Origin of the sequence: Labilibaculum sp. K2S (assembly GCF_030372765.1) — a bacterium.
Lineage (GTDB): Bacteria > Bacteroidota > Bacteroidia > Bacteroidales > Marinifilaceae > Labilibaculum.
The window spans coordinates 258611-270880 of sequence record NZ_JAUCMW010000004.1 but is presented as its reverse complement, the minus strand read 5'-3'; the positions used below and the strand labels follow the sequence as shown (position 1 = coordinate 270880).

Sequence of the window (12270 nt, the reverse complement as noted above, 5' to 3'; positions counted from 1 at the left end):
TTAAAGAAATAGATTTTGTTTGATTAGCGTAGGTTATGTCTTGTTATGTAGTTGTATATACTAATGCAAATTTATTTTAAAATTTTAAAAGAATAATTTTGAGATTAATTCAAATTACGTACATTTACTTTATAATAATCTAAAATTTTTTAAGTAATGCCTACAGGTACAGTAAAATTTTTTAACGAATCTAAGGGATTTGGATTCATTAAAAACAGCGAAACAGGAGAAGACATCTTTGTTCATGTAACAGGATTAATTGACAAAATTGATCAGGATGATAAAGTGACTTTTGACGTTGTAGAGGGAAAAAAAGGGATGAATGCAGTTAATGTAAAAATTGACTAAATCAGAATAAAATATTTTTCCTTAGTAAAGCTCAATGTAATGTTGAGCTTTTTTTGTACACTATTTTCTTCTTGATTTAGTTAATCAGGAATATGAATCAAGGAAAGATTTTCTTTATTTTTTTTGAATAGCAGATTATATTATTTTTGTAAAATGATCAACGAAATAGATACACTTGACGTATTGAATAAGATGTGCTCAGATACTTTGATGGAGCACTTGGGTATTACTTACACCGAAGTAGGAGAAAACTATTTGGTTGCAGAAATGCCGGTAACACCAAATCATTGGCAACCTATGAAAATTCTTCATGGCGGAGCAACACTTGCTTTGGCCGAGTCGGTTGGGAGTGCTTTATCAGTAATAAAAACTGATATAAAAAAATATGAAGTGAAAGGGATGGAGATTAATGCGAATCACATTCGAAGTATTAGAACAGGAACAGTTACCGCAAAAGCACATTTTATCCATAAAGGAAGTATGACTCACATAGTTGAAGTGAATATTCTAAATGAACAGGAAAAGTTGATTTCTGTGTGTCGGATAACCAATATTATTTTAAAGAAACAGAATGGTGGAAAATAGAAATGAGCTGTCTTCTTTCTTAAGCTGCTGTTTGCAGAATAACTTCCCCTTTTTCGCTTACCAGTTGCCCAAATCAGGGATGATTCAAATAGGAGTTCAAACCGATCAGGATTTGAAAGATTATCAACTTCTATCGGATTTGGAAGGAGAAAATGGTTTTGTGTTTTCTCCATTCGATGGAGAAAACAAGCATAAATCATGGTTCGTACGAAGTGATATTCATTTGCAGGCTTCAGAAATTGATTCAGATTCTATTCAATTGTTGGAATCGTATTATCCCGAAAAGGACGAAAAATTGTTGGCTGATATGAGTTTGGAAAGTTCACATGCTTTGTATTTTAATCAGATTTCTAAAATGATTAATGACTTGAAACAGTTCAAGTTGGAGAAGGTTATTTTATCCCGAATTCAAATTTTAGAGGGAATGGGAATGGATTGTGCCGTTGAATCCTTTTTGAAATTATCAGAAACTTACGATTCTGCATTTGTATTTTTGGTGTCGGTACCCAAAGTGGGAACGTGGATTGGAGCTAGTCCCGAAACCTTATTGTCTTCAAAAAATAATGCTGTTGAAACTGTTGCTTTGGCAGGAACTCAAAAGCTTGCAGGTAGAATTACCGATCAGATTAAATGGGCGCAAAAAGAGGTGCACGAACAGGCTTTGGTAAGTTCGTATATTGAAAACGTTTTTAAGAATCACAATCTAACCAAATACAAACGAACAGGTCCGGTAACATCTCAGGCAGGAAATGTTGTTCATCTAAAAACAACTTATCTGCTGTCATTGGGTATGAATTTCCATCAGTTGTCAAATTTGGTACAAGATCTTCATCCAACTCCGGCCGTTTGCGGATTGCCAAAAAATAAGGCTCTGGAACTAATTCGGGAAATTGAGGAACATGACAGAGAGTATTATGCCGGTTATTTGGGGCCAATAGAATCGAACGGATCAATTTCACTTTTTGTAAATCTGCGAAGTATGAAAGTGCTTGACAATCAAATGGCTCTTTTTGTTGGCGGAGGAATTACTGCTGATTCAATTCCTGAAAAAGAATGGGAGGAAACCTGTTTAAAAGCTCAAACCTTGCTGAATGTGATTCGTTCGTAAGGCAAGCCCAATAAATTATTATAAATTTGAGCAAACATACATTTAAAATGCAATTTTTGCTTTTGTGTATTCTCGTATAGAACAAGAAAAATAGATGATATGGAGCGCAATTACTCGGATATTAAAGGGGTTAAAGAATTGATTGATATCTGCTGGGCGAAAGGAATGGAATACGTGATTGTTTCACCTGGTTCCCGTAACGCACCATTAAGTATTTCCTTTGCTAAAGATGACCGAATTAAAAGTTTGGTGATTGTTGATGAAAGAAGCGCAGGATATTTTGCATTGGGTATTGCCCAACAAACCAGAAAACCGGTTGGTTTGGTTTGTACATCGGGTACAGCTTTACTGAACTATGGACCTGCTGTTGCCGAAGCTTTTTATCAGAGACTGCCTTTGGTGGTTATTTCGGCAGACCGGCCGGTTGAGTGGGTCGGACAAGATGATTCTCAGGCTTTGCCACAAATAAATGTTTTCGGACAATTTGTTAAGGCGAGCTATCAGTTGCCGTTGGATGCAAATAATGCCGATGATTGCTGGTATTTAAACCGAATGGTGAACGAGGCACTATCGAAAGCTCAAAGTGGACGTTTAGGGCCTGTTCATATTAATTTCCCTTTGCGTGAACCACTTTACGGTGTGAAAAATTATCCCAATTCTATAGAGCGGGTGATTGGGAAAATCAATTCGGTTGATGAGTTAAGTGTTGATGCAATTTCTTCCATTGCGGGTATTGTGAATTCCAATCAGAAAATCCTAATTCTGGCTGGTTTGTTGCATCCACAGGCAGAATTAAATGAATTGCTTGCTGAATTGGCTCAAAATAAGAATGTTGTGATTCTTACAGAATCGGTATCGAATCTTTACAATAAAGAGTTTTTGCCTTGTATCGATCGGGTAATTTGCTCGATTAAGGATGAGGAGTTAGATCATTTCAAGCCTGACCTGCTGATTAATTTTGGCGGGCCTTTGGTTTCGAAAATGATTAAATCCTTTTTAAGAAACAACAAGCCTAAAGAACATTGGTTTGTAGGGAAAGAAGATCATTTTATCGATACATTTAAAAATTTGACTTCTCATATCGATGTATCGCCATTGGCTTTCTTTAAGCAGTTGCTGCCATTTGTACAGCCATCAGACAGTTCCTTTTCGGACTGTTGGAAATACAGGGATGCTGAGGTTTCGGAAATTCATTCAGACTATCTGAAGAGTATTGACTGGAGCGATTTAAAGGCTTTTGAACAGATATTACATGCAATTCCCGAAGGTGGAAATCTGCAGCTGGCGAATAGTTCAGTGGTACGCTATGCTCAACTATTTAAAACATCCGGGACACTTACTTACAATTCGAATCGCGGAACCAGTGGGATTGATGGATGTACATCCACGGCAGTAGGTGCTGCACTGGTGAATGGGAAAACAACCACGCTGATAACAGGTGATATTAGTTTTTTTTACGACTCAAATGCATTGTGGAATAAATATTTGCAGCCGAATTTTAAAATTATCCTGATAAACAATGGAGGAGGAGGAATCTTCCGCTTTATTTCGGGACCTTCGGGAGTAGATGAATTGGAAGAATATTTTGAAACGGTGCAGAATTACAAAGCCGGTAAATTGGCTGAAACATTCGGTTTGGATTATTTTTATGCCGAAAATCAAGAGGACGTGAATAAAATGCTTCCAGATTTTTATGCTTCCAACGAACGTGCGGCAATACTGGAAATAAAAACACCCAGAACGGTGAACGATCAAGTATTAATAAATTATTTTAAAACTATAAAATCAAAGGTATGACAATCAGAGCCTGGACTACCATTAAAGAATACGAAGACATTAAATTCGATTTTTTCGAAGGGATTGCAAAGATAACAATCAACCGACCAGAGGTCTATAATGCATTTCGTCCGCAAACCAATTTTGATATGTTGGATGCGATGGATATATGCCGCGAACGCAGCGATATTGGTGTAATTGTGTTTACCGGAACCGGCGACAAAGCCTTTTGTTCGGGTGGCGACCAAAATGTAAAAGGAGTAGGCGGTTATATCGATGATCATGGTGTACCTCGTTTAAATGTATTGGACCTGCACAAGGCAATTCGTTCGATGCCCAAGCCTGTGATTGCCATGGTAAATGGATATGCAATTGGTGGCGGACACGTATTGCACGTGGTTTGTGATTTAACCATCGCTTCGGAGAATGCGAAATTCGGACAAACCGGACCAAAAGTAGGTAGTTTCGATGCCGGATTTGGTTCTTCTTATTTGGCTCGTCACGTAGGCCAGAAAAAAGCCCGCGAAATTTGGTTCCTTTGCAAGCAGTACACTGCCAAAGAGGCCGAAGAAATGGGAATGGTAAACAAAGTGGTTCCCTTGGAGCAATTGGAAGACGAGACTGTTGACTGGTGTAAAACCATGCTGATGCGCAGCCCGATGGCATTGCGTATGATCAAACGCGGTTTAAATGCTGAGTTGGACGGACAACGTGGGCTAATGGAATTTGCCGGTGATGCAACCATGATGTATTATCTGATGGAAGAAGCACAGGAAGGAAAAAATGCATTCCTAGAAAAACGTGATCCTGATTTTCAGAAATTTCCTAAATTTCCAGGTTAAATAATAAATTGAAGATTTTAAAATGGCCATTGGTTAATTCTGATGGCCATTTTTATTATCTTGAACACTCAAAATTAAAAAGAAACACAATGAAAATCCGCCTAGCCACCCAATCCGATCTGCCAGCCATAAACGATATTTACAACCAGGCTGTGCGCAAGCGATATTGCACTGCCGATTTGGATGAAATTACTCTGGAGCAGCGCACCAAATGGTTCGAAGGGCATCAACCCGACCAATATCCAGTATTTGTGGCAGTTGAAAATGATAGGGTAATCGGTTGGATTTGCTACAGAGCATATAGAGCCGGACGAAGAGCTTTGCAATCTGTAGCCGAGGTAAGTTACTACATTCACGAGGAGCATCTGCAAAAAGGAATTGGCTCCCAATTAATGCAGTTTGCGATTAATGAAGCTCCCAAATATCAGTTTAAGAGCCTCTTTGCTATTTTATTCGCAGCAAACTTGGCAAGCCTTAAACTACTTGAGAAATTTGGTTTCGAACGTTGGGGGGTAATGCCTCACGTTGCCGATATCGATGGTGAAACCTGCGATCATTTATACTATGGAAGGAGAGTTTAAAATCCGTTAGGCTTGCTCTGATTCTTCCTGATTTTTCAAAACAAGAGTGAAAGTTGAACCTTTGCCTGTTTCACTTTCAATTAAGAGTTGTCCTTTCAAAATATCTAAATAATCAAGAACGGTGGGTAAGCCCATACCCGTTGTTTTTTGTCCTGATAAGCCTTCTACCCGAATAGGATTTTTTTGATAGATACTCTCAATAATCTCTTTCGTCATCCCCAAACCATAATCTTTAACCTCAATATAAAACAGGCTGCTTTCAGTGTAAGATCGAATTTCAACTCTTCCTTTTTTGTAACTGTACTTAATTGCATTCTGAATAATATTCCGGAATAAAAACTTGCAGATATTCAAATCACTGGTTATCCTTAGTTCTCCGCTAAAATTTTTGTTAAAACTAACTTCGCTAAGATTTACCTGAAAAATTTCGGTCATTTCAGTTAAAACTTCATTAATGTCAAATTCTGTGAAGGTTAATTTTGGCCCGTCTTTAGCTTGAATTGTTCCCCAATAAAATAAATCTTCAAGTAATCCATTGGTTCGGGTTACAACGTGAAATATGTCCTTATTGAATTCGTTTTTTTCTTCGTCACTAATTTCAAATTCGGGCTTATTTATAAATGTAGATAAGTTTAAAATCACTCCGATGGAACCACGTAAATCGTGCGCCAGAATGGAAAAAAACTTGTTTTTATTTTGAATCACCTTTTCGAGCTCTACATTTGTTTTGTTTAATTCTGATGTTTTTTCATGGACTAAATATTGCAGGACTTTGGCTCTGTTTTGTTTTATTTTCAGCCAGATGATTAATACCAATACAACAACAATTAATATAATGATACTGATAATACTAATCTTTAGAATTAAACTAAAATCTGATGGTTCATTTAGCAGTATACTGTTTTTGGGTAATTGATTTTTGGAAATATTGAATGTACGCAGTTCATTACAATCGAAAACATATGAGCTTGGAAGATTGTTGAATTGCGGGATGTCATTGGTAAAAGGTTCCTGTATTAATTTTAAGGCCAGCATTGCAGCTCTTTCACCTTGTTCATAGCCTCTTGTTATTTTTCCGCCAAATAAGCCTTTGTTGAGATAAAAATCCCAGGATCCAAATATCGGAACATGTGCAACTTCTTTAATTTGTGTGATGCCTTTTTGGTAGGATATAAATTTCCCGTTCTTATCCCGATTAAGTACCAATAAGTATATTAAGTAGGTGTCATCTAAATTTTGGATCCTTTGCTGTAAGCTTTCCATTGTGAATTCAGAAACCGACTCAAAATTAAGGTCTTTAAATTGATCGGTAATTCCTTTTAATTCTTTTTGAATGGCTTGTCCGGTTTCTGTATTGTCATTAATAATGAAAATGTTTTTTCTTTCCGGAAATATGTGCTTTATCGCTGAGATGGTTCCGTAATGATCAGCCTTCTCTCCATATCCGAAAAAATTCGGGTAATCCTTTAGAATACTTGTATCCAGATCATTTACGCCACAATATATTACAGGAACATCAGGATAAAACTGATTGCCGTATTTTCTAACAAAATTAAAAGCGGCATTGTCACTTGTAATTATCGCTTTATAGGGGATTTGTTTTGCTTTAAGTTTATATATATTTTGCAAAGCCTTTAAATATTCTTCATTATAATTACGCTTTGTGTCCAAATATTCAAAAATCAGATTAATATCAGGTCTGTCTTTAAAAACGCTGCGTATTCCGCGGGTTATACTATCAGTCCATGCCAATCCTTGATGGTAGCTATGAAGAACCAAAACATTTGTCTCATTTTTAGATGTGTTTTGAGCAAAGATTGGCGAGCTTCCAATAGATGAAATGGTAAGAAAAAAAGAGATGATACAGAATATTAATAATTTTCGCATGTTTTCATGTTTAAATTAATACTACCATTCTATTGTCTTGCTACGATCTAATTCTTCTTTTGTTAGCTGGTTTTGTAATTTACAATGGATAAAAATAGATTTGTTATTTGATATTTCCTTTTAAACCCAGCTCATCAGCAATCTTCTGCATGCCTTCAATACATCCCTGAATTAAGTCATGAATTTCGATGTTGAGCATTTCAGCTCCCCGCGCTATAACGGTTCGGTCTACTCCGGCAGCAAATCGTTTGTTTTTCCAATTTTTCTGTACTGATTTTACTTTTACATCCAATACCGATTTTGAAGGACGGATTAAGGCGGTAGTGGTTACCAAGCCGGTTAATTCATCAACGGCATAAAGTGTTTTCTCCAGTATTGTTTGAGGTTCAACCTCTGTGCAGGTCAACCATGCATGACTCTCAACCGCTCTTATGTATTCTTCGGGCCAATTCTCAGACTCTAATATTTCTCTGGTTTTTTTACAGTGTTCTTCAGGATATTGATCCCAATCTAAATCATGTACTAATCCTATAATGCCCCATTTTTCAGGGTCTTCATTATTCTTTAGTGCATAATGTCTCATTACTGCCTCTACAGCTAATCCATGCCTGATAAGACTTTCAGATTTGGTGTGTTTTTTAAGAAGTTCGAAAGCTTCCTCACGAATTGGGATGTGCGGCATATGATATGAGTTATGAATTATAAATTTCTGCACTCAAATTAGTTAAAAATAGTCAGTTGGCAATTGTTCGTTTTCAAAAAAACAAGATTAAACACATCGAATATATATGCGCTAAAATTTTATGTGCTATTCTTTTTTAAACTAAATATAAATAGTAGATTTAAGACCTTAAAGTCTTAATTAGGATAATATGAGTAATCAAAACAGCACAAGAAGAGGATTTTTTCAAAAACTAGGACTGACAGTGGGGGCTGCAGCATTAATTGAAACGGAAGCATTGGCAGATATCAACTTAAATCATTTTTCATCCGAAGAGGATCGGAAGAGTTTTTTATTGACTTATGAGACTTGGGTAAACGATTATATTGAAGTGGTTGAAAAAGAGAAGTTGTCAAAATCAGACATTTCCAATAAGCACCGAATTATGGAATTATCAGATCAAGCCAGTGGATGGCAGGAGCAGATTAAAGAATATTTGCAGTATGATGATTTTAAGAACAAATACATTTCACTTTCAAAGAAATTTGCGGAATCTATAACTCCTGAACTGGAGGCTTAAATACAGTCTTTTATATCAATTATTTTATCAGAATTAGGTAAGAGTGATGTTTAACATCGCTCTTTTTTTATTGAGTAGTCTGCTTACTAAGCTGAGCCAACGGGAATTCATTTTCGATGATCATTAAGTGCCAAAAAGATAGAAAAAATATAAGAGCTTAGAAATGTTGGGGATTGAATTTCTATTGGCTTAAATCATAAAAATTTCAAACAATCTGCTCCTAATTTTGCTAACTTTGGGTTTCAAATTTGATAGTTGTTATGAATAAAACAAAAGCATGGATTCATGCATTCCGATTACGAACATTGCCTTTGGCACTCTCCAGTATTTTTTTGGGAAGTTTTTTAGCGGCAGCGCATCATTTGTTTAGTCTTAAAATATTTATTTTAGCAACTCTTACAACATTGTTTCTTCAGATATTATCAAATTTGGCGAATGATTTGGGTGATTCTATTTCAGGAGCGGATAATAATGAACGGGTTGGGCCGGAAAGAGCTGTGCAGAGTGGCCTTATCAGTCATAAGGAAATGAAAGGCATGCTTATCGTTTTTGTTTTACTTTCGCTATGTTCCGGATTGTGGCTTTTGTATGAAGGAATGCAGTTAATCAATCTGAAACAAGGAGCCATAATGCTGGTGATTGGTCTTTTAGCAATAGGTGCGGCAATAAATTATACAGTAGGGAAAAATCCTTACGGCTACAGTGGTTTTGGGGATTTATTTGTCTTTCTGTTTTTTGGTTTGGTTGGTGTTTTGGGCACTTATTTTCTTCACACCGGAAATATATCCTGGGGGCTGTTTTTGCCGGCAGTTTCGGTAGGATTACTTAGTGTAGGAGTTCTGAATTTAAACAACATGCGTGATATAGATAATGATGCAAGAACTGGGAAAATGACTCTTGTTGTGAAGATGGGGGCAGCTAATGCGAAGAGGTATCATTTCATACTTCTTTCCATTGCCATGATTTTACCTTGCTTGTATACTATTTTTAACTGGCAGTCAGCTTTTCAGTTTTTATTCTTGTTGAGTTTTCCGTTTATTGTGCGAAATGTTTGGTACGTATTTAAAAATGAAAATGCCGGGGATTTAGATCCGGAATTAAAACGACTTGCAATATCCACTTTACTATTCAGTCTTAGTTTTGGTTTAGGCTTGGTACTTTAATTTCGATTTGATAAGTTGAAACTGAGATTCTGACTACTTATTTCACATCTCATATCTATATAAATATGCTTAAAGCAGATTATCAATATTACCCTCTGAATTTTAAACAAGCCAGCGGAACTTCGCGAGGTGTTTTAACACAAAAAAATTCCTGGTTCATTCGTATTTGGGATGATAAAAATCCAAATGTTATGGGAATTGGCGAATGCTCCATTATTTCAGGACTAAGTAGCGATGATAAACCCGGCTATGAAAATAAAATCAAAGAAATTTGTGAGAGTATTGATGACTATTGGTACTATCTGGAGGATGGTTTAACAGAATGGCCTTCGATTTATTTTGGGTTGGAGACTGCATTTCTGGATTTTCAGGCCAAAGGGAGTAAAGTCCTTTTCTCCTCCAATTTTACGAATGGCAAAGCTCAAATTCCTATTAATGGATTGGTTTGGATGGGGGATTCTGGTTTTATGAAAGAACAAATTCAACAAAAGCTGGAAGATGGTTTTGATTGTTTGAAGTTAAAAATAGGCGCAATTGATTTCGATGAAGAAGTTAATCTTTTACAATCTATCCGTAAAGATTTTGGATCCGATAAAATTGAGTTGCGTGTTGATGCCAATGGTGCATTTTCACCTGCTGATGCGTTGAATAAATTGAAGGTCTTATCCGAATTTCAGATCCATTCTATCGAACAGCCAATAAAAGCCGGACAATGGAAGGAGATGGCAGATTTATGCTTAGCTAGCCCTCTGCCAATTGCTTTGGATGAGGAACTGATTGGAGTGTATACTCCGAGTTTGAAGAAGGAACTTTTAGATGCAATTAAGCCTCAATACATTATTCTGAAGCCAAGTCTGCTGGGTGGCATAAAAGGAAGTCAGGAATGGATTGATTTAGCTGAGGAAAGAAAAATACCTTGGTGGGTAACTTCAGCATTGGAGTCTAATATTGGATTAAATGCCATTGCTCAGTGGACTTATACGCTTAATAATCCAATGCCGCAAGGATTAGGAACCGGGCAAATTTACAGCAATAATATAGTGTCACCTCTTTTTATGCACAAAGGCTTTTTAGCCTACGATATTCGTGGAAAGTGGGAAATTTAAAAGTAAGAATTTAAGCATGCGTGAACTAACGATAAATGGGATTCTGTATTCCGAAGAAGAATTGGTCAAACATTGTAATAGTCAATTATTGATCAGTGATTTTCAGTGGGAGCGGGATGTTTATTCCTTTATTTTGGAGTGGTTGGATGCAAAAGAAAGCATTTCAGCGAAAACTTCGGGTTCAACAGGTAAACCCAAAGCAATGGAGTTATCGAAGAAAAGGATGCTGAATTCGGCCCAACTTACCGGTGAGTATTTTAAATTTGAAAAAGGGCAAACGGCCTTACTTTGTTTATCGACTAATTTCATTGCAGGGAAAATGATGGTTGTACGTGCCTTTTTATGGCAGTTGAACTTGATTTTAGTAAACCCAAATGGACATCCGCTCGGAAATTTGCAATTGAAAATTGACTTTGCAGCTATGGTGCCTCTTCAGGTTATTAATTGTATAAAAGAGGGAGTTGATTTCACTTTGGTTTCTAATTTATTAATTGGAGGTGGGGCTGTTGATGCTCAGTTAGAAGAACAATTACAAGAGCTGCCAACCAGGTGTTTTTCAAGTTATGGTATGACAGAAACAGTTTCTCATGTGGCTATCAAGCCTCTTAACGGAGATAAGAAATCGGATTTTTACGAAGGATTGGGTAATGTTACTTTCTCTTTGGATGAAAGATCTTGTTTGCAAATTGAAGCACCGGAAGTTCTTTCCGGGTCAATTTGCACAAACGATGTTGTAAACCTGATAGACGGGAAACATTTTATTTGGCTTGGGCGATACGATAATGTTATAAATTCAGGTGGTGTAAAATTGTTTCCAGAGCAAATAGAAGAAAAGTTAAAAGATGCTATTTCAGATCCATTTTTTATTGCCGGAGTTGCGGATCAGCTACTTGGACAAAAGCTGGTGTTGGTAATTGAAAAGGAGAATCAATCTGCAGGCTATAGATCTAATTTATTGGCAAAAATAAAAGGCTTGCTCGGTAAATATGAACAAGCCCGTGATGTCATTTTTATTCCAAAATTCAAACGAACACCTAATGGTAAGCTTCAACGTGAAGCAACAATGTCTTTGCTTAAATGATCGAGATAAGTAAGTAATTTTTCAAAGTCTGGTGGGCTTTTTAAATTTAATTGATTATTCTTTTCAAATTCATTCGCTTGCTTTATAAAATTTTTATAAAAACGAGAAAGTAAAGCATTTGCTGAGCTTATTTTTGTTGGTAATTCAGTCTCAGTCTGAACTAAATAATAAGATTTGGGTTTTTGAAAATCTAATTTACCATTGGTTAATGGAATGTAATATTTAGCATATATTTTTTGACCGCCACCGTATATCTTTTGAAGATATCCGCTCGTGGTATCTCTTTTCACCAAATATTTTTTATACTCAAAACGTTTTCCGTTTATGTTGACTTCTTTTAACTTTTCAGGAGATTTAATAATACTGTGTTGAGAACCAATTCTACATTCCATCACATCAGTTTTCACATTGTAACGAATTTTGATGGAATTTAGAACCTTGTTTTCTGTAGTTGTAAGCTTAGATAGTTCGAATTGAGGATTTTGGTAGTTGTTTAGTTCTTCAGGAACATCATCTAAAATAACTTTATAAAGCATAATTCCCAGGTTTGGA

The 12270-nt window shown here is 36.3% G+C and carries 13 protein-coding genes; 10 read left to right on the top strand and 3 right to left on the bottom strand.

The annotated features are described in order from the left end of the window. Positions 1-156: 156 nt before the first annotated feature. From QUH73_RS08390 to QUH73_RS08365, 6 genes are all read left to right on the top strand, one after another. Complete coding sequence (locus tag QUH73_RS08390; protein WP_101310831.1) at positions 157-348, top strand: cold-shock protein; 192 nt, start codon at positions 157-159, stop codon at positions 346-348. 153 nt (positions 349-501) lie between these two features. Then, positions 502-933 carry a PaaI family thioesterase gene (locus tag QUH73_RS08385; RefSeq protein ID WP_289529986.1) on the top strand — a complete coding sequence of 144 codons (432 nt, stop codon included), beginning with the start codon at positions 502-504 and terminating at the stop codon, positions 931-933. Continuing rightward, positions 920-2041, top strand: coding sequence for an isochorismate synthase (locus tag QUH73_RS08380; protein ID WP_289529985.1), 1122 nt, complete (start codon positions 920-922; stop codon positions 2039-2041). The genes QUH73_RS08385 and QUH73_RS08380 overlap by 14 nt, the downstream gene beginning before the upstream one ends. A gap of 99 nt (positions 2042-2140) precedes the next feature. Further along, positions 2141-3838: a 2-succinyl-5-enolpyruvyl-6-hydroxy-3-cyclohexene-1-carboxylic-acid synthase gene (menD, locus tag QUH73_RS08375; protein ID WP_289529984.1), complete on the top strand. Its 1698-nt coding sequence runs from the start codon at positions 2141-2143 to the stop codon at positions 3836-3838. After that, positions 3835-4659: a 1,4-dihydroxy-2-naphthoyl-CoA synthase gene (gene menB, locus QUH73_RS08370; RefSeq protein WP_289529983.1), complete on the top strand. Its 825-nt coding sequence runs from the start codon at positions 3835-3837 to the stop codon at positions 4657-4659. The genes menD and menB overlap by 4 nt, the downstream gene beginning before the upstream one ends. A gap of 89 nt (positions 4660-4748) precedes the next feature. Then, on the top strand, positions 4749-5240 hold the full coding sequence (locus QUH73_RS08365; protein ID WP_289529982.1) for a GNAT family N-acetyltransferase: 492 nt from the start codon (positions 4749-4751) through the stop codon (positions 5238-5240). 6 nt (positions 5241-5246) lie between these two features. Here the strand turns inward: QUH73_RS08365 and QUH73_RS08360 are convergent, their stop codons facing one another. Together QUH73_RS08360 and QUH73_RS08355 are read right to left on the bottom strand one after the other, a co-directional pair. After that, complete coding sequence (locus QUH73_RS08360) at positions 5247-7127, bottom strand: sensor histidine kinase (protein WP_289529981.1); 1881 nt, start codon at positions 7125-7127, stop codon at positions 5247-5249. 103 nt (positions 7128-7230) lie between these two features. Beyond that, entirely contained in the window at positions 7231-7809 is a 579-nt protein-coding gene (locus QUH73_RS08355) for an HD domain-containing protein (protein WP_289529980.1), read from the bottom strand. A 190-nt stretch (positions 7810-7999) separates the two neighbouring features. On the opposite strand from QUH73_RS08355, the gene QUH73_RS08350 reads away from it, so the two are divergent. From QUH73_RS08350 to QUH73_RS08335, 4 genes are all read left to right on the top strand, one after another. After that, positions 8000-8368, top strand: a complete 369-nt coding sequence (locus QUH73_RS08350) for a hypothetical protein (protein ID WP_289529979.1) — start codon at positions 8000-8002, stop codon at positions 8366-8368. A 260-nt stretch (positions 8369-8628) separates the two neighbouring features. Then, positions 8629-9531: a 1,4-dihydroxy-2-naphthoate polyprenyltransferase gene (locus QUH73_RS08345; RefSeq protein ID WP_289529978.1), complete on the top strand. Its 903-nt coding sequence runs from the start codon at positions 8629-8631 to the stop codon at positions 9529-9531. Positions 9532-9596: 65 nt separating this feature from the next. Beyond that, positions 9597-10637 carry an o-succinylbenzoate synthase gene (locus tag QUH73_RS08340; RefSeq protein ID WP_289529977.1) on the top strand — a complete coding sequence of 347 codons (1041 nt, stop codon included), beginning with the start codon at positions 9597-9599 and terminating at the stop codon, positions 10635-10637. 16 nt (positions 10638-10653) lie between these two features. Further along, a complete protein-coding gene (locus QUH73_RS08335; protein ID WP_289529976.1) occupies positions 10654-11718 on the top strand; it encodes an AMP-binding protein in 1065 nt (354 codons plus the stop codon). Here QUH73_RS08335 and QUH73_RS08330 read toward each other — a convergent pair. Continuing rightward, positions 11685-12254, bottom strand: a complete 570-nt coding sequence (locus tag QUH73_RS08330; protein ID WP_289529975.1) for a hypothetical protein — start codon at positions 12252-12254, stop codon at positions 11685-11687. The genes QUH73_RS08335 and QUH73_RS08330 overlap by 34 nt on opposite strands. Between the last annotated feature and the right edge of the window lie 16 nt (positions 12255-12270).

What these genes read in the sequence shown, in the direction of transcription:
- QUH73_RS08345 (WP_289529978.1), top strand. Translation starts at nt 8,629, where the DNA reads ATGAATAAAACAAAAGCATGGATTCATGCATTCCGATTACGAACATTG.
- QUH73_RS08390 (WP_101310831.1), top strand. Translation starts at nt 157, where the DNA reads ATGCCTACAGGTACAGTAAAATTTTTTAACGAATCTAAGGGATTTGGA.
- menB (WP_289529983.1), top strand. Translation starts at nt 3,835, where the DNA reads ATGACAATCAGAGCCTGGACTACCATTAAAGAATACGAAGACATTAAA.
- QUH73_RS08380 (WP_289529985.1), top strand. Translation starts at nt 920, where the DNA reads ATGGTGGAAAATAGAAATGAGCTGTCTTCTTTCTTAAGCTGCTGTTTG.
- QUH73_RS08365 (WP_289529982.1), top strand. Translation starts at nt 4,749, where the DNA reads ATGAAAATCCGCCTAGCCACCCAATCCGATCTGCCAGCCATAAACGAT.
- QUH73_RS08350 (WP_289529979.1), top strand. Translation starts at nt 8,000, where the DNA reads ATGAGTAATCAAAACAGCACAAGAAGAGGATTTTTTCAAAAACTAGGA.
- QUH73_RS08340 (WP_289529977.1), top strand. Translation starts at nt 9,597, where the DNA reads ATGCTTAAAGCAGATTATCAATATTACCCTCTGAATTTTAAACAAGCC.
- QUH73_RS08385 (WP_289529986.1), top strand. Translation starts at nt 502, where the DNA reads ATGATCAACGAAATAGATACACTTGACGTATTGAATAAGATGTGCTCA.
- QUH73_RS08355 (WP_289529980.1), bottom strand. Translation starts at nt 7,809, where the DNA reads ATGCCGCACATCCCAATTCGTGAGGAAGCTTTCGAACTTCTTAAAAAA.
- QUH73_RS08335 (WP_289529976.1), top strand. Translation starts at nt 10,654, where the DNA reads ATGCGTGAACTAACGATAAATGGGATTCTGTATTCCGAAGAAGAATTG.
- menD (WP_289529984.1), top strand. Translation starts at nt 2,141, where the DNA reads ATGGAGCGCAATTACTCGGATATTAAAGGGGTTAAAGAATTGATTGAT.
- QUH73_RS08330 (WP_289529975.1), bottom strand. Translation starts at nt 12,254, where the DNA reads ATGCTTTATAAAGTTATTTTAGATGATGTTCCTGAAGAACTAAACAAC.
- QUH73_RS08360 (WP_289529981.1), bottom strand. Translation starts at nt 7,127, where the DNA reads ATGCGAAAATTATTAATATTCTGTATCATCTCTTTTTTTCTTACCATT.